Annotated in this window: 15 protein-coding genes; 4 read left to right on the top strand and 11 right to left on the bottom strand. The window is 63.1% G+C overall.

Features of this window, described 5'->3' with window-relative positions; all coding sequences use genetic code 11:
- Positions 1-34 precede the first annotated feature (34 nt).
- Both AWB82_RS19730 and AWB82_RS19725 read left to right on the top strand, forming a co-directional pair.
- Complete coding sequence (locus tag AWB82_RS19730; protein ID WP_086970167.1) at positions 35-2,395, top strand: penicillin-binding protein 1A; 2,361 nt, start codon at positions 35-37, stop codon at positions 2,393-2,395.
- Between the two features lie 348 nt (positions 2,396-2,743).
- Positions 2,744-3,910: a GDSL-type esterase/lipase family protein gene (locus AWB82_RS19725; RefSeq protein ID WP_235023368.1), complete on the top strand. Its 1,167-nt coding sequence runs from the start codon at positions 2,744-2,746 to the stop codon at positions 3,908-3,910.
- A gap of 70 nt (positions 3,911-3,980) precedes the next feature.
- Here AWB82_RS19725 and AWB82_RS19720 read toward each other — a convergent pair whose 3' ends face one another.
- On the bottom strand, positions 3,981-5,189 hold the full coding sequence (locus AWB82_RS19720) for a glycoside hydrolase family protein (protein ID WP_086970163.1): 1,209 nt from the start codon (positions 5,187-5,189) through the stop codon (positions 3,981-3,983).
- A 1,098-nt stretch (positions 5,190-6,287) separates the two neighbouring features.
- On the opposite strand from AWB82_RS19720, the gene AWB82_RS19715 reads away from it, so the two are divergent.
- Together AWB82_RS19715 and murJ are read left to right on the top strand one after the other, a co-directional pair.
- The gene (locus AWB82_RS19715) at positions 6,288-6,851 is read left to right on the top strand and encodes a serine O-acetyltransferase (RefSeq protein ID WP_086970161.1); all 564 of its coding nucleotides are present in this window, start codon (positions 6,288-6,290) and stop codon (positions 6,849-6,851) included.
- A 205-nt stretch (positions 6,852-7,056) separates the two neighbouring features.
- The gene (murJ, locus tag AWB82_RS19710) at positions 7,057-8,442 is read left to right on the top strand and encodes a murein biosynthesis integral membrane protein MurJ (protein ID WP_086970159.1); all 1,386 of its coding nucleotides are present in this window, start codon (positions 7,057-7,059) and stop codon (positions 8,440-8,442) included.
- A 30-nt stretch (positions 8,443-8,472) separates the two neighbouring features.
- On the opposite strand, the gene AWB82_RS19705 is transcribed toward murJ, so the two are convergent.
- The 10 genes from AWB82_RS19705 to AWB82_RS19660 form a co-directional block, all read right to left on the bottom strand.
- A complete protein-coding gene (locus AWB82_RS19705; RefSeq protein ID WP_086970157.1) occupies positions 8,473-10,410 on the bottom strand; it encodes an acyltransferase family protein in 1,938 nt (645 codons plus the stop codon).
- A 119-nt stretch (positions 10,411-10,529) separates the two neighbouring features.
- The gene (locus tag AWB82_RS19700; RefSeq protein ID WP_086970155.1) at positions 10,530-11,540 is read right to left on the bottom strand and encodes a polysaccharide deacetylase family protein; all 1,011 of its coding nucleotides are present in this window, start codon (positions 11,538-11,540) and stop codon (positions 10,530-10,532) included.
- Positions 11,541-11,545: 5 nt separating this feature from the next.
- Positions 11,546-12,637, bottom strand: coding sequence for a hypothetical protein (locus AWB82_RS19695; RefSeq protein ID WP_235023366.1), 1,092 nt, complete (start codon positions 12,635-12,637; stop codon positions 11,546-11,548).
- 47 nt (positions 12,638-12,684) lie between these two features.
- Entirely contained in the window at positions 12,685-13,704 is a 1,020-nt protein-coding gene (locus AWB82_RS19690) for a hypothetical protein (RefSeq protein WP_086970153.1), read from the bottom strand.
- Positions 13,704-14,867 carry a glycosyltransferase family 4 protein gene (locus AWB82_RS19685; RefSeq protein ID WP_086970151.1) on the bottom strand — a complete coding sequence of 388 codons (1,164 nt, stop codon included), beginning with the start codon at positions 14,865-14,867 and terminating at the stop codon, positions 13,704-13,706. The genes AWB82_RS19690 and AWB82_RS19685 overlap by 1 nt, the downstream gene beginning before the upstream one ends.
- A gap of 13 nt (positions 14,868-14,880) precedes the next feature.
- Positions 14,881-16,047: a glycosyltransferase family 4 protein gene (locus AWB82_RS19680; RefSeq protein ID WP_086970149.1), complete on the bottom strand. Its 1,167-nt coding sequence runs from the start codon at positions 16,045-16,047 to the stop codon at positions 14,881-14,883.
- Positions 16,044-17,114 carry an SDR family oxidoreductase gene (locus AWB82_RS19675; RefSeq protein WP_086970147.1) on the bottom strand — a complete coding sequence of 357 codons (1,071 nt, stop codon included), beginning with the start codon at positions 17,112-17,114 and terminating at the stop codon, positions 16,044-16,046. Before AWB82_RS19675 ends, AWB82_RS19680 begins: the two co-directional genes overlap by 4 nt.
- On the bottom strand, positions 17,107-18,318 hold the full coding sequence (locus tag AWB82_RS19670) for a glycosyltransferase family 4 protein (RefSeq protein ID WP_086970145.1): 1,212 nt from the start codon (positions 18,316-18,318) through the stop codon (positions 17,107-17,109). The genes AWB82_RS19675 and AWB82_RS19670 overlap by 8 nt, the downstream gene beginning before the upstream one ends.
- A gap of 115 nt (positions 18,319-18,433) precedes the next feature.
- Positions 18,434-19,711 (bottom strand): Vi polysaccharide biosynthesis UDP-N-acetylglucosamine C-6 dehydrogenase TviB, encoded by a 1,278-nt coding sequence (tviB, locus tag AWB82_RS19665; RefSeq protein ID WP_086970143.1) that lies wholly within the window; start codon positions 19,709-19,711, stop codon positions 18,434-18,436.
- Between the two features lie 94 nt (positions 19,712-19,805).
- Positions 19,806-22,046, bottom strand: a complete 2,241-nt coding sequence (locus AWB82_RS19660; protein ID WP_086970141.1) for a polysaccharide biosynthesis tyrosine autokinase — start codon at positions 22,044-22,046, stop codon at positions 19,806-19,808.
- Positions 22,047-22,050 lie beyond the last annotated feature (4 nt).

The raw sequence follows: 22,050 nt of genomic DNA, 5'->3' as shown, positions 1-22,050 counted from the left end.
CAGGGTTTTCCATGTTTGGGCATCCCGTTTCGTTGTGACCGTCTCTGATTTCAAAGCCCTGGCCAAGGCGATTCTGGCTCGCCTCGCGTCGCGGCTGCGTCCGCATTTGCGTGCGCGCACGTGGCTCTTGTTGCCGGCGCTCTTCGTCGTCTACGTGCTGCTGCTAATTCCGTTCACGCCCGGCATCCGCGATATTCGCCGCGCCAAGGTCGATCAGCCCGCGCAGATTTATTCCGCCGACGGCAAGCTGCTCGCCGAGTTCAAGCCGACGCATCGCGAATGGGTGAGCCTCAAGCAGATCTCGCCGCAGGTGATCGACGCGCTCATCGCGACGGAAGACCGGCGTTTCTATCAGCATCACGGCATCGACTTCAGGCGCACGGCGGGCGCGGCGCTGCATACGTTCTCGGGCGACCGGCAAGGCGGCTCGACGCTCACGCAGCAGCTCGCGCGCAATCTGTATCCCGAGGAAATCGGCCGCTCGCAGACGCTCACGCGCAAGCTGAAGGAAGCGATCACCGCCTTCAAGATCGAAGCGCTCTATTCGAAAGACGAGATTCTCGAAACCTATCTGAACACGGTGCCGTTTCTGTACAACGCGTACGGCATCGAAATGGCCGCGCGCACCTACTTCGACAAATCCGCCGGCCAGCTCGACGTGCTCGACAGCGCAACGCTCATCGGCATGTTGAAGGGCAACAGTTACTACAACCCGGTGATCAATCCGGAGCGCGCGCTCGACCGGCGCAACATCGTGCTCGGGCAGATGGTGAAGTTCGGCCACTTGCCGGCGGCGAAGCTCGACGCGCTGAAGAAGCGTCCGCTGCGCATCGACTTCGAGCGGCAGACGGAAGAGCCCGGCCGCGCGCCGCATTTCGCGCAGCAGTTGCGCAAGTGGCTGATCGGCTGGGCGGACGATAACGACTACAACATTTATTCCGATGGTCTCGTGGTGCGCACGACCATCGACTCGCGCTTGCAGTCGATGGCGACGAACGCGCTCGCGCTGCAGGGCAATCAATTGCAATCGATCGCCAACGCGGCGTGGGGCGGCCGCGCGGGCTGCGCGAATGCGAACGCGGATCTCGCGCATGCGTTCGTCCGCGAGACGGATCAATATCGCGCGCTGCGCACGAGCGGCGCGAGCGACGCGGACGCCATCAAGAAACTCGGCTCGGACCGCGCGTTCATGCAGGCGCTGTGCGAGAACAAGACGCGCGTGCAGGCCGCGTTCGTAGCGCTCGATCCACGCAACGGCCAGATCAAGGCGTGGGTCGGCAGCCGCGACTTCACGCAGGACCCGTTCGATCACGTCGCGCAGGCGCGTCGCCAGCCCGGCTCGACCTTCAAGCCTTTCGTCTATGGCGCGGCCTTCGAGCGGGGCGCGAAACCGAGCGACACGTTCATCGATCAAGCCGTCGAAATTCCTGTGCGCGGCGCCGAAACCTGGCGTCCGACCGACGAATCGCCGCCCTCGGGCCGCCCCGTGAGCCTGCGCGACGGCATCGCGTATTCGAAGAACCGCATCACCGCGCAATTGATGGAACAGGTCGGGCCGGGACGCGTCGCGCGGCTCGCACGCGACATGGGCGTGCGCGACAGTCACCTCGACGTGGTGCCGTCGCTCGCGCTCGGCACGAGCCCGGTCACGCTCAAGGAGATGGTGTCGGCATACGGCACGATCGCGAACGACGGTAGTTATATAGAGCCGCTGCTCGTCACGCGCATCGAGAACAAGGACGGCGAAGTGCTCGCGCAGTTCGAGAGCGCGCCCGAGCGCGCGCTGTCCGTCGATGCGACGCGCAAGCTCGTCGACGTGATGCGCGACGTGATCGACCGCGGCACCGGCTCGGCGATCCGCACGCGCTTCGGCATCCGCGCGGACGTGGCCGGCAAGACCGGCACGACGCAGGACAACGCGGACGGCTGGTTCATCCTGATGCATCCGCAACTCGTGGCGGGCGCGTGGGTCGGCTTCAACGACAGCCGCGTGACGCTGCGCAGCGACTATTGGGGACAAGGCGCGCACAGTGCGCTGCCGATCGTCGGCGACTTCATGCAGCGCTCGCTGCGTTCGCATCTGATCGATGCCCGCGCGCGCTTCGACACGCAGGAAACGCCGGGCATGTGGCGCACGATGATCGCGCGCGTCGAGACCTGGTTCGACGAGACGTTCTCGAAAGCGCCCAAGCCGGGCAAGCCGAAAACCGCGCAGACGGCGGCGCAGCATCCGGCGCGCGCGAAGCGCCCGCCTTCGGAGCCGGTCGCCGAAGTGACCGAAGACCCGCCGCAACCGCCGGTATTCACGACGATGCCGCCGATCCTGCCGCCGCCGGCCGCAAGCGCAAGCGACGCGGCCACGGCGAGGACGCCCGCCTCCGACGTGTCGCAGTAATGTCCATGACACCCGCGTACGCGCGCGGGTGTCATGCCAGACCGTTAGTTGCATATATCGGATCTAAAGCCGCCTTTCCTCCGATATGCGCGCGCGCGCACAGAGCACGCATTCAAACGATGATCCGATTCACCAAGGCGAAGCCAGACGGAATCAGGACTTCGCCGCACAACGGCGCGCTGTGGCCACACGCGCCGGTCAAACCGAGCGGAAACCGGACTTTTTTGGATTTCCCCGTACCCCATACGACCTTCGCGCGATGCGAAAACGTCCACTCATTCCCGGCTGGTTTCGGAGAACAAGTTGAACAAGCGATTTCCTCGCCTCAAGCGAGCCCTCGTGGCCACCATGCTCGCCTTGCCGCTTACGTCGTCCAGCATCGCGCAGAACATCAGCGCGACCTTGCCGTGGACAGGAACCTGGAGCGCTGCGCCGATGATCACCGGCGACGGCGGCTTCAATAATCAGACAATCCGGCAGATCGTGCATACGAGCATCGGCGGAACGGCCGTCGGCGTGCAGTTCTCGAATCTGTACGGCAACGATCCGCTCGTGATCGGCGACGTGCGCGTCGCGCTGCGCGCGGCCGGCCAGCGCACCGTGCCCGGCAGCGACCGAGCCGTCACGTTCTCCGGACAGTCCTTCACCACGATCCCGCCGGGCCGCGCGATGATGAGCGACCCGATCGCGTTTCAGGTGCCCGCGCTCACGGATATCGTGGTCAGCGCCTATCTTCCGCAACAGACGCCGATGGAAACGACCGGTCACGCGGAAGGCCTGCAGGACGTGTACATCGCGCCCGGCGACGTGAGCGCCGATGCGGAATTCACGGGCGGCGTGGTCAACGCGCTCGGCGCGCAGGCGTACTACTTCCTCACCGACGTCGTCGTGCAGAACGCCAGCGCGACGGGCGCGGTGGTCGCGTTCGGCGCGTCGATCACGGACGGCCTCGCTTCGTCGCCGAACACGAACGGCCGCTGGCCCAACCTGCTCGCCGCCCGGCTCCAGCAGGCCGGCATGACCGTCGGCGTGCTGAATCAGGGCATCTCCGGCAACGACTTCTTCACGAACGACTCGGGCGAAGCGGGTCTCACGCGCTTCCAGCGCGACGTGCTCGACCAGTACAACGTGAAGTGGGTCATCATTTCCGATGACGCGGTCAACAACCTGATCGGCGGCGCGCCACCGACAGCCGCGCGCCTGAACGGCGCGTTCACTCAACTGACGCAGAGCGCGCATGCGGCGGGCGTGCGCGTGATCTGCTCGACGCTCACGCCGTTCGAGGGCGTGTCGTCGTGGACGGCGGACATCGAGGCGACGCGCGAAGCGGTGAACGCGTTCGTCGCCACGCCCGACAGCGGCTGCGACGCTGTGCTCGATCAGGCCGCCGCGCTCGGCGATCCGGCCAATCCTCCCGCCATGCTCGGCGCGTACGACAGCGGCGATCGTCTGCATCCGAACCAGGCGGGGCTGCAAGCCATCGCCAATTCCGTAAATCTCGGCTGGCTCAAATAGGCGCCGCGAGAAAGCGAAAAAACGCCATGCGGGAAAAACTTCCCGCATGGCGTTCTCATTTCGTCGCCGATTACGACTTGACGATCGTCGGGTTCGTGACGTTGATTCGCGGACCCGAGTTGTCCCACTGCTCGACGATCAGCGGGTACTTCCACTTCGGATTCGAGCTGCTGATCTGGCCGTTCACGACGTAGCCATCGAGCGACAGACCCTGAACCGCGAACGAACCACCCTGGCTCGTCGTGTCGACGTGGTTGGTGATCGCGATCGTGACCGTCTTGCTGATCGGACCCGGCAGCGAGCCGAACCACACGTTGATGCCGCCGCCCTTGCAGTTCGCCGTCGTCGGGCTGTTGATCGTGATGCTCTTGAACACGGCCGAGTTGTCGTTCGGTTCGAAATCGAGACCGCACGCCGGCGCCGTGCCGTTGATGTTCTGCCACACCGGGCTGTTGAACGTGATCGTGTCGCCCGAGATGATCGACACACCCTGACGGCGGCAGCCGTCCGCCTTGTGGTTGTCCACCACGAGGTTGTACGTCGGCGTGTTCTTCTTCGACTGGCTATCGTTGATGTAGATGCCGTCGCCCCACGTGTTGATCGTGGTCGGCGCGATCAGGTGCACGTTCTGGGCGCCGATGATCGAGAAGCCCATGCCGTGCTCGCCGCCCGAAGCCGAGTTCAGTTCCTTGCTGCCGTCCAGATACGCGTTCTCGACGATGACGTTGCTCACGTCTTCGATGAGCATCATCTGGTAGATGTCGGCGTTGTGCGGGAGCAGCTTGATCGAAGCGCCCGACGCAAAGCGGATGTGCGTGTTCGTGCGCAGCTTGAGACCGGTCGTGTCGATGCGGACCTGGCCCGAGATCATCAGAATCTGGCCAACGGTACCGTCGATGGCGGCTTGCAGCGCGGCGCGGTCGTTGGTCGAGCCGTCGGCCTTCACGCCGAACGTCGAAGCAGCGATGGTGCCGGCGGTGCTGGTGCTCGCGGCGTTCGTCGAGCTGGCCGCAGCGGGCGCGCTGGCGGTCGTCGTGGCGCTCGCCGACGAAGCCGAGCTTGCGGGCGTGGCCGAGGACGCGCCGCCGTTGTTGCGCTTTCTCCAGCGATCGGCGACCGAATCAGGGGCCGCACTGTCGCTGCCGCCGCCGCATGCGGCGAGCACGAACGCACCGCTGCCCGCGATGAGCGAGGTCAGCAGCTTGCGACGGGTTGCGATACGGTTGTCGACGACGGAGTTGTCTGCCTGGGTGTCTGCCTGAGTGTTGTTCGAAAACATTGTTTTTCCAGTTTGGTCGTGCGTTGTCGACGGGCGGACCCGTTCATGCGACATCGGCCGCACGCATCGTTTCTTTATGGGCATGAGATAACCAACGCAAAATAAGCAGGCGCAAACGATTGCGCCGCTCAGCGCTCGACAGCCGCACACGGCGACTCCGAAAGGCATCTCGGCGAAAAACAGGACGACTTCGGGACTGGACGAACCAGAGATGGAAGAACCAGATAATCCGGCAGAACCATTCACCCCGCGCTCGATTGGCCCGCAAACGGGCTGATGAAGCGCTGAAGTCTCGACGGCAGTAATTACCGTCTTTTTTAAATCCTACAGATTGTTACGGGGCGTTTCTACCCGGCACTTGTTACGAAATGTACGCTTGTAACTTATTATTTTGTATTTCCCGCGCTTTATTGCGGAGCGTTTCCCGTTTTAATCGCCGGCGAGTGAATTAATCTGCACAACTTTTAATGTTAATACCGTAGATGAATAACACCACTTTAAACCGCATTACACAGGATAGTTAATATTCCTCTGAAGATTCGATTTTAACGATACGAACGTTCACGCACCAAAAGTATGAAGAACCTTCGCGGGAGGCCCGGCAAGGCTTGCCCGGACGCCTTTCGTATGCTGAAACGATCGACAGTCGGCGTATTAATTCGCTTTATTGACCGATCGTTCTTCCGACGATTAGGAAGTCTCCCACTAAATTCCGATCAAGGCACGCCCACAGGCACGTACATTACAGTACGTAAAGCAGGGTTTTTACCATTTCCACTGACTAACCCGATTTTGTAAGTGCCGCCCTGGAATTTTTTTTATTCAAAAGACGAAAGACCCTACGGTGGATACCCCTATCGGGTTTATACGGAAAGAGCCCCAATCCGGCGCTCACGCCCATGCAGGCAAGGGTCCGGTGGATAATCTAATCATCTGATTTAATATAATCGGTTATTAATCTGATCATATATGCGGAAGTGCGAATCTTTCCAGCACGCGTGTCGGTCATATGTTCCGTTCCGCACTGAGCGCTTACAGCAAAAGCGTTAGCCTGAGGCTATTACAAGAAATTACCCAGACAAACAGACGCGCCGTGCGATGAAAACTTTCGATCTGATCAAGAGCGACCTCTATCGCTACACCGGCGAGTACAGCCTCATGGTCCTTCTGGAGCAACTCGTGCTGAACGAAGGGTTCAATTACATGTTCTGGCTGCGGCTGGCGAGCGCCGCATCGTCACGGCCCGTGCGCCTTGTGCTCAATCACGTTGTGCGCCTGAAGCAGCGCCGCTTCGGTTTCGTGATCAGTCCGCGCACGAGGATCGGGCCGGGCTTCTATATCAGTCATATCGGCACGATCGCGGTGAATCCGACGGCGGTCATCGGCGCGAACTGCAACATCTCGCAGGGCGTGACCATCGGGTCGAATCACGGCAAGGCGGCGACGATCGGCGACAACGTGTATATCGGGCCGAATGTCTGCATCATCGAAGACGTGACTATCGGCGACAACGTGACGATCGGCGCGGGCAGCGTCGTGACGAAGGACATTCCGCCGAACGTCACGGTAGCCGGCTGCCCGGCACGAATCCTGACCGACGACGCCGCGCCCGAGCGGGCGGCGCGCTACATCATGCGTCCGTGGCCGGCAGGCGCGGCATGAACCACGCCCGTCAAGCGTTCTCCCGCGGCAACGCTCGCCGGCATCCGCGCTGCCGGGTGCCTTAGCGAACAGTCGCGCCGCCCGTTTTCCTGCACGCTCTCCTCTCTCACGCGAAAGCCGCGGGCCTTCGCGCGATTCGATCGCCTGGCGATTTCGTCCTGACGTCGGGCCACGCGACGAAAGGCTCCCACGCAGGAGGAGAACAGTGCTGAGCGCAGCAGTGCAATCGGTGAGACGACGTCTCGGCGGCGTGCATCAGGATCACAAGAGAATCGCAAGAAGCGCGGTCGTCCTGCTGATATTCGTGATCGCCGGGAAGTGCATCGGCGCATCGAAGGAAATGGCGATCGCGTACCGCTACGGGATCAGCGGCACCGTCGACGCCTATCAGTTCGCGCTCACGCTCGTCACCTGGCTGCCGACGATGCTCACGAACGTGCTCGCCGTGCTGCTCGTTCCCGCGCTCGTCTCGCTCAAGGAAGACAAGTCGCAGCGCAACGGTTTTCTCGGCGAGCTGGAAGGCGTGGGCCTCGCGCTCGGCCTCGCGTCGTCGCTCCTGCTCTGGCTTTTCTGGCCCTATCTCGCCGATGTCATCGCGGGCAGTCTCGCCGAATCCACCCGCGACATGTGCCGCGCGATGATCATCGGCATGATGCCGGTCGGCTTGCTGACCTTCACGATCTGCATTTCGTCGGCGCGGCTGCAGGCTTCGGGCAAGCACATCAACACCTTGCTCGAATGCGTGCCGGCCATCGGTCTCTTGGTCTTCGTGCTCGCTTCGAGCAATCGCGAATCGATCTTCCCGCTCGTCATGGGCACGTCGCTCGGCTTCGTGGTGCAGGCCGCGTGGCTGCGCGTGCTCGCGAGACGCGCCGACAAGATGCCCGTCCTGCCGCGCGTCTCGATGCGCGCGAAGCAGTGGCCGTCGACGATCCGCTCGATGGGCATGCTCACGATCGGCGCGGTCGTCGCTAGCCTGTGGCTTCCCATCGATCAGTATTTCATGGCGCAGCAAGGCGACGGCGCCATCGCGACGCTCGGCTACGCGAACCGGCTGCTCTCGCTCGTGCTCAGCATGGGCGCGCTCGCGATCACGCGCGCGACCTTGCCGATTCTCGCGGAGATTCTGCATCGCGGCGATCACGCGCGCGCGCGCAGCACCGCGCTGAAATGGTCGGGCATCATGACGACGCTCGGTCTCACCGGCAGCCTCTTCGCGTATGCGCTCGCGCCGTATGTGGTGAAGCTGCTGTTCCAGAAAGGCGCGTTCACGGCCGACGACACCCTTGCCGTCACCACGCTCTTCCGCTACGGGCTGCTGCAGGTGCCGTTCTACTTCGGCATGTGCGTGCTCGTGCAGTTGTTCGCGAGCGAGACGCGCTATCGGGCAATCTCCGTCATCTCGGTGATCGGCTTCGCCACCAAGATCGTCGGCAACGTCGTTCTTGTTCGCTTCTACGGTGCACAGGGCGTGCTGCTCGCCACCGGCATTGGCGCGATGGCCGTGCTCGCGTGCTACATCTTCTGGACGCGTTTCGCGCCGCCTTTCACCGGCAACGGACCGCAAGCCGATACGAGCGCGCCCGAATAAAACACGGCCTCCCGCAAGGAGGCCGTGACTTCAACTCTGCTCGAAGACGTGCCGGAACATCGGCACGAGGAAGCGATTGCCGTATTCGCTCATGTGGTGGAAGTCGGAGTAGAGCGGCCGGCCGTCGTGCGAACCCATGCATTTTCCGTCCGGGCACAGGAAGGGGCGCGGGTCTAGCAGATGGATGCCGCATTGGTCGTGGGCCTGCCGCATCGCCTGCAACAACGCGCCATTGCGTTCGACGTAGTCCGACATGGTGATCGACAGATCGGGCGCCTTCGGGTCCCTCATCTTCTCGCGCGCGAGCGTCAGCGGAACGTTGAAATCGAACTCGGGAATCGGCTCGACGAGATAGACGGGGCGAATCTTCGAGATGCGGCACACGGTCGAGAGCAAGTGCTCGCGATACAGCTCGGTCGAGAACGGCGCGGCGCTCTGCGTCGGCTGCTCCGGATTGACGAACGAGAAATCGTCCATCGTCGGTCCCGACCAGTACTGCGACCAATGATTCGCGATGATCACCGGCGTCCGCGCGTTCGGATCGCGGCTCAGGATATCGATGTACTTGCGGTCCTGATCGAAGCAGTCGCCGTTGCCGCGACGAATGCCGTAAATCGTCGGGCAACCTTCGATCGTGATGAGCAGGACATCGTCCGGCTTGCCGTTGGGCACGGCATCGGCGACCGCTTCGGCAATCGCTTCCGCGTGACTGTCGCCGAGCACCACGACGCGGCTCTCCTTCTGCCGGTTCGCGACATCGCACGGATCGATCATCATGTGGCACTTGGTGCGATGCGGATTCGTGTCGTAGGTCTCGCTATCGGCGACGAACACCGAACGGTCGAAGCGGTTCGGCACGCCCTGGCTCGCATAAATGCTGCCGCCGCCGATCGCGAGCAGCAGCGTGAACGCGAGGATCGAACGCAGCGTGATGAAACGCGGGAACGCGAGCGCCTCGTCGCGGCCCGACGGCTTCCTGGTCTTCGACTCGACGAGCGCATACGACAGATACCCCATCGCGAAGCCGCCCGCGATGGCGGCCACGCGCCACGGCAGCGAGCCTTCCTTGTCGAAGTACGTGAGCGCGACGACGAACGGCCAGTGCCAGAGATAGACCGAATACGAGATCTTGCCGACGAACTGCGCGAGCGGATTGCCCGTGAACATCGAATGCTTGCGTCCCGCGAGGATCACGAGCGCCGTGCCGAGCACCGGCACGAGCGCGAGATAGCCGGGCCATTCATTGTTCTCGTTGAACGCGAACGCGCCGTACACGATCATCGCGAGACCGATAAGCTCCAGCGTCCGGCGCACGGGCCTGCCCGCCTTCAACGGAAACAGGTACACGAGACCGCCCGCGAGCATTTCCCATGCGCGTGTCGGCAGCAGGAAGAACGCGGCTGTCGGCCATTTCGTCGGATCGGAGAGATAGACGCACACCGCGAACGACGCGAGCGCGCCGCCTGCCAATGCGATCACCGTCCCGCGTTGCCCGAAGAGCTTGCGCACCAGCAGAATGCCGAGCGGATACAGCAGATAGAACTGCCACTCGACCGAAAGCGACCACGTGTGCAACAGCCACTTCAGGTGCGAGCGCGTATCGAAGTAACCCGCTTCGCGCCAGTAGACGATATTCGAGAAGAAGCCGAGGCTCGATCCCGCCGCCTTGCCGAACGCGCGAAACTCGGAAGGCAGAAATACGAGCCAGCCGAACACGCCGAGCGCGAAGCATAGAAACGCGAGCGCCGGAATGATGCGCCGCGCGCGATCGCCATAGAATTCGAGCACCGAGAACCGGTCCTTCGAAAGGCGCCTGAAGATGATGCTCGTCATCAGGTAGCCGGAGATCACGAAGAACACATCGACGCCGAGAAAGCCGCCCTTGAAGCCGGGCACACCGAAGTGGAAAAGGACGACCGCGAGAACCGCGAACGCGCGCAGGCCGTTGATGTCGTTACGAAAGTTCATCGCGCTTCCCTCATTATTTTTGTGCCGCGCACGCGCGGGCGCGCCGCGATGGCCGGAGCCATTGCGTCGCGCCCGCGGTGCGGGCCTTTTCTAGCGTCTTGTTGCTTCTGATTACATCGTCAAACGAACAACCCGAACTCCATCTCCGCAAGCCGGCTCTCTTCGGATTGCGCCGCCCGCGCGACTTCCGCCATGGTCGCGGGCTGCATGCCGTAGGTCTCTCTCAGATGCACGTGATGCTTGAGCACCGCTTCGAGGACCGCGAGATTTTCGGCGAGATTCGCGCCGAAGTTATGCGGATGCCACCACAAGTGAAACGAACGCCCCGTGCGCGCGGCCGACGTCATCGACTGCTTGATCCGATGGATGCGCAGCCATTCCAGCGCGCGTTTGTTGCGCGCGTAGGGACGCAGAAAGCGGCTGGAGCGCACGTCGATGAGACCGCGCGACGGGCGCGGATCGAACGCGTGATCGCCTGAGAGATTGATGTACGCATCGGCGAGACGCGCGGCACGACGCAGCGCGGCTTCATCGGCGCGCGAGGTTTCGCGATACATCCAGTTGCGCTCGGTGCCACGGTACGCGACGAGCCCCTGCTCCGCGCACACCGGCAGATACGCGTTGTTCACCTGATTGCGCGGAAACACGATGCTCGCGGGCGGATCGGCGAGACGCCGGATCGACGCGACGGATGCTTCCATATCGGCGGCGAACTGCGCCTTGGTCTGCCCCGCTTCGAGCGCGTAGTAATGGCAGAACGTATGACTCGCAAGCTCGCTGCCTTCGGTATCGACGATCCGGCGCGCAAGCGACAGACCATAGTGATACGGATCGCTCTTTTCGTTGTCGCCGATCGAATCGAGATAACCGTTCGCATACGGGCTCAGCTTCGCATCGGCATAGGTCGGCCGGACGTCGGGCAGATTCGCGAGCAGCTCCTTCTTGTTATCGAAGAGCAGCATGCCGACCGTCGCCCACGTCGCCTTCACGCGATACTTCGTGAACATCGCGAGCATGGCCGGAATCGCCTCGCGCACGCCGAGGATGTTCTTTCCGTATGTGGCGATCGTGCGGTGGTCGCGCACGCCCCACATCAATTCGAAATCGAGCGAGATCAGGAAGTAGGACATCGTCGTCAGGGCATCAGGAAGTAGTGGTAGACGCCTTCGAAATAACTCTTCGTGGCATCGGCGGCGACGGCCACGAACACGCCGAAGGTAATGACGAGCACCATCGCGTTCTTGAACTTGATCTCGGGCGCGAGGAAAGGCAGAAGCAAGGGCACGCAGTACCATACGCGGCCCTTTGCGAACGGAAACACGAAGAACGCGACGACGAGATACACGAACAGCCCGACATGCATGATCGACAGCTTCGTGATCGCGCCCTCGCGTTGCGTATCCTGCGCACGCCACGTCGAATAGAGCACCATGATCGACGCCATCGTGTAGAACAGCAGCAGCGACAACAGCTTGATCGTGAAGTTCTCCTGATAACCGGAGTATTCGTCGATACGCCGGCCGCCGTAATTCGCGAACAGGAACTTCGCGGCGGACGCGAGCACGATCGCCACCGTGCTGACCGCGACGAGCGCCCGCGTTTTCTTTTGCGCGCCGCCGAAGAAGCCGGCGGTCATGAGAAACGCCGTCGGCACCGCGAAGGTCGTGTGCACGAAGCTCGCGAGTCCCATGCCGAGCGTCGGACGGTTGAAGCGCAAGGCGAACAGCATCGCGATCGCGAGCCCGAAGCCCTGACGGATCTGAAACAGGCCGACCGTGGCGAGCGCATACGGAATCACGAGCCACAGGATCAGACCGACTAGCGGCCGGCGCGTTTGCAGCAGCGAATACATCACGACGAGGTTGAGCAGCACGACCGTCGTGCGGATGCCGCCTTCGGGCGTCACCCCGAACGCATTGAGGAGAATGACCCACGAACGCCAGCCCAGCTCCTCGGTGATGAGGCTGATGGCGAAGCCTATGTCCGACTCGCGGTTCTGATAGAACTGCACGAGCCAGTGCCAGTCCGTCGAGCGGAAGTACTGGATGTACGCTTCCTGGTCGAAGATCAGCCCGACGCTGCGTTCGCGGAACGCGACGATCGAAAGCGCGGTGGCCGCGAGCACGAGAAATGCCCAGCCCGATGGCGTCAGGAAGTACGCGAATCCGGTCATCCGCCGGACGGGTGCGCTCTGTTGCGCCGTGTCGTTCATGGTCGTCGCTTGCATCGTATTGGCCATTTTTCCGCTTTAGTTATTGTGTGTGGGCGCGGCTTTCATCGCACGAGCCTCAGGTTGGTGACGATGATTTTCGGTCCCGCCTTGTCGTAATCGAGGCTCTCGACCGTCGAGAGCCGCGGGCGGACCCACGTCGGCGAATGACTCGCGATCTGTCCGGACACCTTGCGCCCTTTCAGCTTGAGCGCCGACACGGCGAATGCGGCATCGGTCGCGCCTTCGTCGCGATGATTCACGATGCCGATATCGACATGCTTGGGCATCGGCCCGACGATCTCCTCCAGCCAGACGATGATTCCGTACCGGCAGTTGCGCGTCGTCGGATTCACGATACGGATGTTCTCCAGAATGTCGGCGTTGCTGTTCGGCTCCGCGTCCAGCCCCGCTTCCGGCTGCGTACCGCCGATGTTCTCCCACAGCGGATTTTCGAACACGATGTTGCGTCCGCTGATAATCGACACGCCCTGCCGCCGGCAACGGTCCGCATGATGATTCACCACGCGAATGCCGCTGCTGTACTTGTAGTCCACGTTGTAGCTATTCGCGATGTAAATGCCGTCGCCCCAGCAGCCGACCGTCTTCGGCGAGACGAGCGTCACCTCCGTGCTTCCGGCGATCGAAAAGCCCATGCCGTGACCGTTTTCACGCAGCGCCGGCTTGGCGGCGTTCAGCTCCTTGCTGCCGTCGAGCACCGCGTTTTCGACGAGCACGTTGTTCACGTCCCAGATGCGAAACATCGAATAGAACGACGTGTCGTGCGGCAGCAGCTTGATCGACGCGCCCGGCGCGAAGCGCACATGGCTGTCGCGTCGCAGGTCGAGCCCTTTCTCGTCGATACGGCACTTGCCCGTGATGAGCAGGGTCGAGTCGACGGACCCATCGATGGCCCGCTGCAACGCGACGCGGTCGTTGGTCTTGCCGTCGCCCTTCACGCCGAATGATTTGTCCGTGACGACATCGCGCATCTGCGCCGCGCGCGCGCCGAGGTTCATCGCGCCCGCGCTACCGGCGACGGCGCCCATCAGCAGCGAGCGGATCACGTGTCGCCGGTCGACCATTACGCTTTCTCTCCCGTGATCGTGCGCCGATACGCCGGGCTTTTGCCTTCGTCGCCGCGCGTGCGAGCGCCGAGTTGCGCGAAGATCGCGTCCCACTGGCGCAAGATCGCCGGCGACGAATAACGCTGCCGCACCGAATCCGACGCCTTGCGACCGAGTTCGGCGCGCAGCGCTTCGTCCGACATCACGCGCCGCAGCGCATCGATCAGCGCGGCCTTGTCGCCGGCCGGCACGAGCAGACCGTCTTGGCCGTCGCGCGTGAGTTCACGCGGACCGCTCTTGCAGTCGAACGCGACGGTCGCGAGCCCGAGCGCCATGCCTTCGAGCATCGCCATCGGCAAGCCTTCGTAGCGCGACGACAGCACGAACGCATCCGAGCGCGCCATCTCTTCCCACGGCGTTGTCGTCTTGCCGGGCATCAGCACGCGCTCGCCCATTTTCAGTTGCGCGACCTGCGCTTCGAGCACCGCGCGCTCCGGACCTTCGCCCCAGATCCACAAGTCCCAGTCGGCAAACTCGGGCGCGAGCGTCGCGAAGACATCGATAAGCATATCGAACTGTTTTTGCGTGTTGAGACGCCCGACCGCGACGAGCCGCTTGCGCGCGCTTTTCTCGACGGTTTCAGGCTGCAACAACAACAACTCGTCCGGCAGCGGATTGGGCACCACCTCGATGCGCTTCACGCGCGGCACCATCTTCCTGAACGACGCCTCCATGCTGTCCGTGAGCAGCGTAAGCAGATCCGCGCTCGGATAGACGAAGCGGCACATCTGACTCATGAGCCGCGAACGGCCGTCGGCGGATGGGTCGATGTGCTCGCACGCGATCACCGGAATGCCGAGGCCGCGCGTCGCGAGAATCGTCGTGATGTTCACGTTCGAGAGAAACGACACGACCACGTCCGGCGCGCTCTCGCGAATCAGCGCACGCAGCGCGCGAAACCGCGCGGGATATTGAAGCATGCGCGCGCCGGCCTTCACGCGATCGGCGAGAAAGACGCAGCGCACGTTCGGCGCAAGCGGATAGAAGCACGCGCCACGGCCGCTGTACGTAATTACGAGCGTCACGGTATCGCCGCGTTGCGCCCACGCATTGACGAGCGAAGCCGCGACGCGCTCGGCGCCGCCGCTTCCCATCGAACTGACCACGAGCATGATGTTCATCGGTCGTGGCTCCTCATCGTCCGGCGACGGGAACGCGCAGGCTCGCGCCGCGCGGAACCTTCACGCCGGACTCTTCGAACACTTCCTGCCACAGCGCGATGGTCTTCGGCAGCGCGAACGTCTCGTTGACCGAGCTCGCGCGCAGCGCCATGCGGTGACGTTCGGCGTCGTCCCTCATTAGCGTTTCGAGCGACTTCGCGAGCGCGCTTGCATCGCCGACCGGGTTCACGAGCAAGCCGTTCGTGCCATGCGTGACGATCACGCGCGGCCCGGAATCGCAGTCGTAGCTCACCGCCGCGCAGCCGCTCGCCATCGCTTCGACGAGCGTCATCGAGAAGCCTTCGAAGTGCGAGCTGAGCACGTAGAGATCCGCGCGTTCGTACCAGTCGGCCACGTTGCCGGCGCGTCCCGGCAGAAAGACGCGGCCGCGCAGCTTCGCCTCGTCGACGCGGCGTTCGAGGCTCGCGCGCGCGAGACCTTCGCCGACGATCACGAGATCCCATTGCGGCAACGCGCCGGCGATCTTCCTGAACGCATCGATAAGGCTGTCGAAGCCTTTCTCGGGCGACAGCCGTCCGACCGCGAGCAGCAGGCGGCGCTCGTCGCGCACGACGCTCTTCGGCTCGATCACCGGGTTCGTTCTCGCGATGGGCAGCGTGAACGGCGGCGGAATCACCTTGACGTCGGTGCAACGGCAATGCGTTTCGATCCACTCGCGGGTTTCGTCGGTGAGCGCGACGACCTTGTCGGCGAAGCGATAGGTCAAGAGCCGCAGACGTTCCCAGAACGGCGTGAGCGGCGCCCTCGGCGGATGCGTATGCTCGCTCGCGATGATCTTGTACGGCAGGCCGATGCCCGCGAGCACGGCGAGCACGTTCGCAGTCGCCATGACGCCCAGCGCGACCGTCGGTTTGGTCTCGCGCAGCACCTTGCGAAAAGCGAGCACGCGCTTCACGTTCGACATCAGCGTGCGCACCAGTCCGCCGCCTTCGACGCCGCCCGCGAGACCCAGTTCGATGCGCTTCACGCCCGGATGGAACGGATAGACGTCGCCTTCACCGGCGGTCAGCGTGACGACGGTCACTTCCCAGCCGAGCGCCGCCCACTCGTTCGCGAGATTGGCGGTGACGCGCTCCGCGCCGCCGCCGTGCATCGAGTAGATGAAAACGACTATTTTCATGCGGGCCTCGTCGCCATTTCGGCTTCGACCGGCACGCGGCGCTGCGAAAGGAAGCGGATGTACCACGGCATCGCGATCGCGAGGCCGTCGGCAAGAGGAATCGCGTTCGCGTAGCCGAGCAGTTGCGCGGCCTTGTCGACGTTCGCCTGCGAGTGACGCACGTCGCCGGCGCGAAACGGCGCATACACGGCGCTGCCTTCGTTGACCACGCCGTTCTCGGCGAGCATGCGCTTCAGGCCGTCATAGAGCTGATTGAGCGTCGTGCGATCGCCGACCGCGACGTTGTAGACCTGGTTGCGCGCTTGCGGCTCGGAAAGCGCCGCGAGGATGTTCATCTGCACCACGTTGTCGATGAAGCAGAAATCGCGGCTCGTCTCGCCGTCGCCGTTGATCGTGACCTGCTCGTCGTCGATGAGCGCGGCCGTCCACTTCGGGATCACGGCGGCATACGCGCCGTCCGGGTCCTGGCGCTTGCCGAAGACGTTGAAGTAGCGCAGGCCGATCGCGTTCAGCCCATACGTGCGCGCGAAAACCGATGCGTACAGCTCGTTGGCGTACTTCGTCACCGCATACGGCGAAAGCGGCTGGCCGATGCGATCCTCGACTTTCGGCAGACCCGGATGATCGCCGTAGGTCGAACTCGACGCCGCGTAGGTGAAGCTCGCAACCTTCGCGTCGCGCGCGGCGACGAGCATGTTCAGAAAGCCGCTGATGTTGACTTCGTGCGTCGTGATCGGGTCGTTCACCGAGCGCGGCACCGAGCCGAGCGCCGCTTCGTGCAGCACGTGCGCAGCGCCCTTCACTGCGGCGCGGCAATCGTCGAGATTGCGGATATCGCCTTCGACGAAGCGAAAGCGCGCCCATTGCGCGGGCGTCACGACCGAGCGCACTTCGTCGAGATTGCGCCGATGGCCCGTCGCGAAGTTGTCGAGTCCGACGACTTCCTGATCGAGCTTCAAAAGCGCTTCGAGCAGATTCGAGCCGATGAATCCGGCGACGCCGGTAATCAGCCACTTCTGCGGATCGCGCGTCAGTTGTTGACGGATCGATTCGTAACGATCAGACATGAAAGTCTCCAAATTTGCCGACGGGCGCGGCGTGTTCGCGGCGCTCGTCTTCGATCGCGATCGAGGGAACCAGCTCGCGATACACGGCGAGCGTCTTCTCGATGACGATGCGTTCGTCGAAATTCTTCAGCGCCTTCTCGCGCGCGGCGAGACCCAGCTTTCTCGCAAGCGCGCGGTCGTCGTCGAGCTGGCGGATCGCATCGGCGAGCGCGCGAGCGTCGCGCACCGGCACTTGCAAACCATCCACGCCCGACTCGCTGACCACTTCGCGGCAGCCCGGCGCGTCCGTCGTGATGAGCGGCAGCGCGCAGCCCGCGGCTTCGATCAGCGCTTTCGGCAGTCCCTCGCGATAACTCGGCAGCACCATCACATCCACTTCCGTGAAGAGCTTCGGCATGTCGCTCACGTGACCGAGCCATTCGACGAGCCCTTCCTTCACCCAGCCCTGCACCATCGCCGTGCTCACCGACGCCGGATTGCCGTCATCGGGCGAACCCGCGAGAAGAAAGCGCACGGTGCGGTTCTCGCGCCGCAGCATGCGCGCCGCCTCCACGTATTCCTCGATGCCCTTGTCCCACACGAGCCGAGCCGCCAGCAGGATACGCAGCGGCTTGCCCGCATCGTCCGGCGATTCCTCGCGCACCTTGAAGCGCGTCAGATCGACGCCCGATCCCTTGACGAGACGAATCGCCTGCTTCTCGACGATGCGCGCGGCTTCGAACAGCTTGATGTCGTCCGGATTCTGCAGGACGAGAATGCTGTCGCGGCCGTTCAGCGCCGAGCGCATCACCGTACGCACGACCGGCTTCAGGATACGCGCCTTCAGGTCGCGGCTCGTGAAGACGTAGCCCATGCCCGCGACCGCGTTCACGCGCGCCGGAACGCCTGCAAGCTTGCTGGCGAACGAACCGTACACCGCGCTCTTGATCGTGAAGCCATGCACGAGCTGCGGCTTTTCGCGCTGGAAAAAGCGCGCGAGCCACAGCACGAGCGCCAGCTCGCGAAGCGGATTAAGGCTGCGCCGGTTCATCGGCACGGCATGCCAGCGAAAGCCCAGATCGCGCAACTTCGGGCCGTATTCGCCGTCGGGTGACAACAGAATGACCTCGAAACCGGCATCGCGCAGTTTGCGAGCGAACGAAAGGCGAAAGTTATATAGATACCAATCGGTGTTGGCGTACAGAACTACCTTGGGCATCTTCATTGCGAACTCCGAAGCTCCGGTTGACATCGCCGCGGGCAACTCCCGAAAGACGGGAGCCGAACCGCGGCGATGTTGTGCGACGGCCTGCATCGGTCGATCCCGATGCCACCGAACCTCAGAGACGCATGTCGCTCGCGTCGGCCGGCAGAACGTACTTGAGGTCGCACAGCACGTGTCGCGCCTTGCCGTAGGCGTGAATGCCTTCCGCGCCTTCATCGGCGAACTGGCGATGCGCCACGGCGAGCACGACCGCGTCGTAGACGCCCTTGGCCGGCTGATCGATCGGATCGATGCCGTACTCGTGATGTGCCTCTTCCTTCGACACCCACGGGTCGTACACGTCCACCTGGACGCCGTATTCCTTGAGGTCCGCGATGATGTCGACCACGCGCGTGTTGCGCAGATCCGGGCAGTTCTCCTTGAAGGTGAGGCCCATGATCAGTACGCGCGCGCCGGAAATGGCGATGTCGCGCTTGGTCATCGTCTTCACGAGTTGCGAGACGACGTAGTTGCCCATGCTGTCGTTCAGACGCCGCCCGGCGAGGATGATCTCCGGGTGATAGCCGATCGCCTGCGCCTTGTGCGTCAGGTAATACGGGTCCACGCCGATGCAGTGGCCGCCGACCAGGCCCGGGCGGAACGGAATGAAGTTCCACTTCGTACCGGCCGCGAGGAGCACCGATTCAGTGTCGATGTTCATCTTGTTGAAGATGATCGACAGTTCGTTGATCAGCGCAATGTTCACGTCGCGCTGCGTGTTCTCGATTACCTTGGCCGCCTCGGCGACGCGGATGCTGCTCGCCTTGTGCGTGCCCGCCGTGATGATCTCGCGATACAGAGCGTCGACGAAATCGGCCACTTCGGGCGTCGATCCGGACGTGACCTTCTTGATGTCCGGCAGACGGTGCGTCTTGTCGCCCGGGTTGATGCGCTCGGGGCTGTAGCCCACGAAGAAGTCCTCGTTGAACTTCAGGCCCGACATCTTTTCGAGCACCGGCACGCACTCTTCCTCGGTCGCGCCGGGATAAACCGTCGATTCATAGATGACGACGTCGCCCTTCTTCAGCACGCTGCCGATGGTCGTCGACGCGCCGATAAGCGGCGAAAGGTCCGGACGCTTGTAGTGATCGATCGGCGTCGGCACGGTCGCAATGAAGACGGTGCAGTCGCGCAGGTCCTCGACCTCGGCGCTGTACTGCATGAAGGTCGCGGAGGCCAACTCGGCATCGTTCACTTCGAGCGTGGCATCGCGCCCTTCGCGCAGCGCGTTGATGCGCGCGCGATTGATATCGAAGCCCACGACGGGATGGCGTTTGCCGAATTCGACGGCGAGCGGCAGACCGACATAGCCCAGACCAACGATGCCGAGTTTCAACTCTTGCGGCGAGAACATATTCACTTCTCCTCGTTATACAAATCAGGTCGTTTGTTTAGTACTGCTTCTTGATCCGTGGTCCAGCAGGAGCGAATGCCGGATGAGTGAGTCTCTAGTCTTCCTTGTCGGCCTTGTAGGCAGCGTAGGCGTAGCCGCCGTACTGGCGCGCCTGGGCGTAGTTGCCGTAGTGCACCTTGAAGCCGTTGAGCAGCACGCCGGTGACGCTTGCGCCCGACTGTTCAAGCCGCTTCACGGACTCCGAGATTTCCCCGGAACGCGTATCCCCATAACGCGCAACCAGGAAGATCGAACCCGCGACGGGCGCCATGATCGCCGTGTCCGACACCGCCAGAATGGCCGGCGCGTCGAGCAGCACGATGTCGTATTCCTCCGACGCACGGGTCACCGATTGCCTGAACGCATCCGACAGAAGCAGTTCGGCCGGGTCCGGCGGATAGAAGCCGCACTGGACAAAGTCGAGGTTGTTCAGCACCGAGCGATGCACGGTCTCTTCGAGCGTGGTGGAACCGTTCACGACATCCACGAGACCCTTGCCGCGCGGCATGCCGAAGTACTGGTTCAGGTGGCCGCGGCGCAGGTCGCAGTCGATGAGCAGCACGCGCTTGCCGCCGGCGGCGAGCAGCGTCGCCAGGTTCGCCGAAACGAACGACTTGCCGATGCCGGGCAGCGGACCCGCCAGCATCACGACGTTGTTCGGCGCATCCATCAACGCGTACTGCAGGGACGAGCGCATCATGCGCAGTCCTTCCACGGCTGGATCAGTCGGGTAACGCGATGCGAGCGCGAGATGTTCCGGCTTCTTGTCGGCGATGCGCTTCGCAAGCTCCTTCTGGCGCTCGCTGTCCGGAATCGTCGCGAATACCGAAAGACCCGTCTTCGATTCCAGTTCCTTCGGATCGAGCACGCCCTTGAACAGGAAGTCGCGAGCGAAAGCCATCACGATGCCGATGAACAGGCCGATACCCGCCGCGATCACGAGCACCAGCGCCTTGACCGGCTTGACGGGACGCTCGGGCACTTCGGCATGGTCGAGCAGTTCCACCGTCGGCGTGCGGCCGGCCTTGATGAGCCGCATCGTTTCGATATTGTTGCGCAGGGCCGAATAGACGTCGGTGCTCATGCGCACGTCGCGTTGCAGGCGAAGCGCGCCCTGCTCGGCCTGCGGCATCGCCTTGACGCGCGCCGCGAGGTCGCTGATGTACTTCTCGGTTGCCGCGATCTGCTGGTCGATCACCACCACACTCGGATGACTGGGCGAGAAGTGGACGGCCAGGTCGGCACGGCGGCGCTTCAGGTCGAGCAACTGCGCGTCCGCCTGCGAAGCCTGCTGCATGACGATGCGGCCTTCTTCATCCGGATTGAACAGCGTGCGGCTGTTGCGATACGCGTTGTAGTTGTCTTCAGCCGACTCCATCTGCCGCTTGGCGTCGGGAAGCTGCGTTTCAAGATATTCGAGCGACTTCTCGGCGTTGATCCCGCGACGATCGGCATTCTGCTTCACGTACATGCGCGACAGTTCGTTGATCGTTGCCGCCACGAGCACCGGGTCCTTGCCTTCCAGCGACGTGCTGATCACGCCCGACTTGTTTCCCTGCTCCGCGATCGCCAGCGAATTCTGCAGACGATCGATGGCGGACACGCGCGAGTTACGCGTCAAATCGAATTCGACGCCCTTTTCGCCGTGGATGAAACCCACGAGCAGCGAGATCGGGCCGGCTTCGGTGTCGAAGCGCTGCACGGTGCCGGTCTGACCGCCGACGCCCGTCTCGACGCCCGGGCCGCGCACCTGATACTGGCCGTTGCCGAGATAGCGCAGCGTGTATTCCTTGCCTTCGTACTTTTTCGGCACGTCGAACGCCGAGACGTCGATCGATTCGGCGCCCCATGCGTAACCGCCGCGGCCGAAGAGACCGGGGGTCGACGTTTCGTCGGTGGTGCGCGCGATCATGCCGCCGATCAGCGGGAAGCGATGCGGCGCAGCCTGGATGTACAGCTTGAGCGCGTCGACCACGGGGCCGAGCACGAACTTGGAGCCGATGACCTGGATTTCGCCCTCGGCCGTCGCGCGCTGATCGAACAACGTGGCCGCGGTCCTTACCATGTCGCGCGGGTCGGCCGGCTGGGCGCTGGTCGAGTCGTCGACCCTGACAAGCATGCCGGCCTGGTAAATCGGAGCCGAGAAGAACGCGTACACCACCCCGATGCTGAAGACGACCGCCACGGTCGCCGCGATCATCTTCCAGTGACGGCCCAGCGTTTCGAGAATCGACTTGAACTCGATCTCTTTCTCGCTCTCGGCCATTACGGCTGACGCCTGATTTTTAACTTTCATAGAA

The organism is Caballeronia glebae, assembly GCF_001545035.1.
In the GTDB taxonomy this organism is placed as follows: Bacteria; Pseudomonadota; Gammaproteobacteria; order Burkholderiales; family Burkholderiaceae; genus Caballeronia; species Caballeronia glebae.
The sequence above is the reverse complement of the archived record's forward strand: the minus strand, read 5'-3'. Positions and strand labels throughout refer to the sequence as shown.

Excerpts from the sequence above, each read along its gene's own strand:
- AWB82_RS19725 (WP_235023368.1), top strand. The coding sequence starts at position 2,744 with ATGCTCGCCTTGCCGCTTACGTCGTCCAGCATCGCGCAGAACATCAGC.
- AWB82_RS19720 (WP_086970163.1), bottom strand. The coding sequence starts at position 5,189 with ATGTTTTCGAACAACACTCAGGCAGACACCCAGGCAGACAACTCCGTC.
- AWB82_RS19715 (WP_086970161.1), top strand. The coding sequence starts at position 6,288 with ATGAAAACTTTCGATCTGATCAAGAGCGACCTCTATCGCTACACCGGC.
- AWB82_RS19705 (WP_086970157.1), bottom strand. The coding sequence starts at position 10,410 with ATGAACTTTCGTAACGACATCAACGGCCTGCGCGCGTTCGCGGTTCTC.
- AWB82_RS19700 (WP_086970155.1), bottom strand. The coding sequence starts at position 11,540 with ATGTCCTACTTCCTGATCTCGCTCGATTTCGAATTGATGTGGGGCGTG.
- AWB82_RS19695 (WP_235023366.1), bottom strand. The coding sequence starts at position 12,637 with ATGCAAGCGACGACCATGAACGACACGGCGCAACAGAGCGCACCCGTC.
- AWB82_RS19690 (WP_086970153.1), bottom strand. The coding sequence starts at position 13,704 with ATGGTCGACCGGCGACACGTGATCCGCTCGCTGCTGATGGGCGCCGTC.
- AWB82_RS19685 (WP_086970151.1), bottom strand. The coding sequence starts at position 14,867 with ATGAACATCATGCTCGTGGTCAGTTCGATGGGAAGCGGCGGCGCCGAG.
- AWB82_RS19680 (WP_086970149.1), bottom strand. The coding sequence starts at position 16,047 with ATGAAAATAGTCGTTTTCATCTACTCGATGCACGGCGGCGGCGCGGAG.
- AWB82_RS19675 (WP_086970147.1), bottom strand. The coding sequence starts at position 17,114 with ATGTCTGATCGTTACGAATCGATCCGTCAACAACTGACGCGCGATCCG.
- AWB82_RS19670 (WP_086970145.1), bottom strand. The coding sequence starts at position 18,318 with ATGAAGATGCCCAAGGTAGTTCTGTACGCCAACACCGATTGGTATCTA.
- tviB (WP_086970143.1), bottom strand. The coding sequence starts at position 19,711 with ATGTTCTCGCCGCAAGAGTTGAAACTCGGCATCGTTGGTCTGGGCTAT.
- AWB82_RS19660 (WP_086970141.1), bottom strand. The coding sequence starts at position 22,046 with ATGAAAGTTAAAAATCAGGCGTCAGCCGTAATGGCCGAGAGCGAGAAA.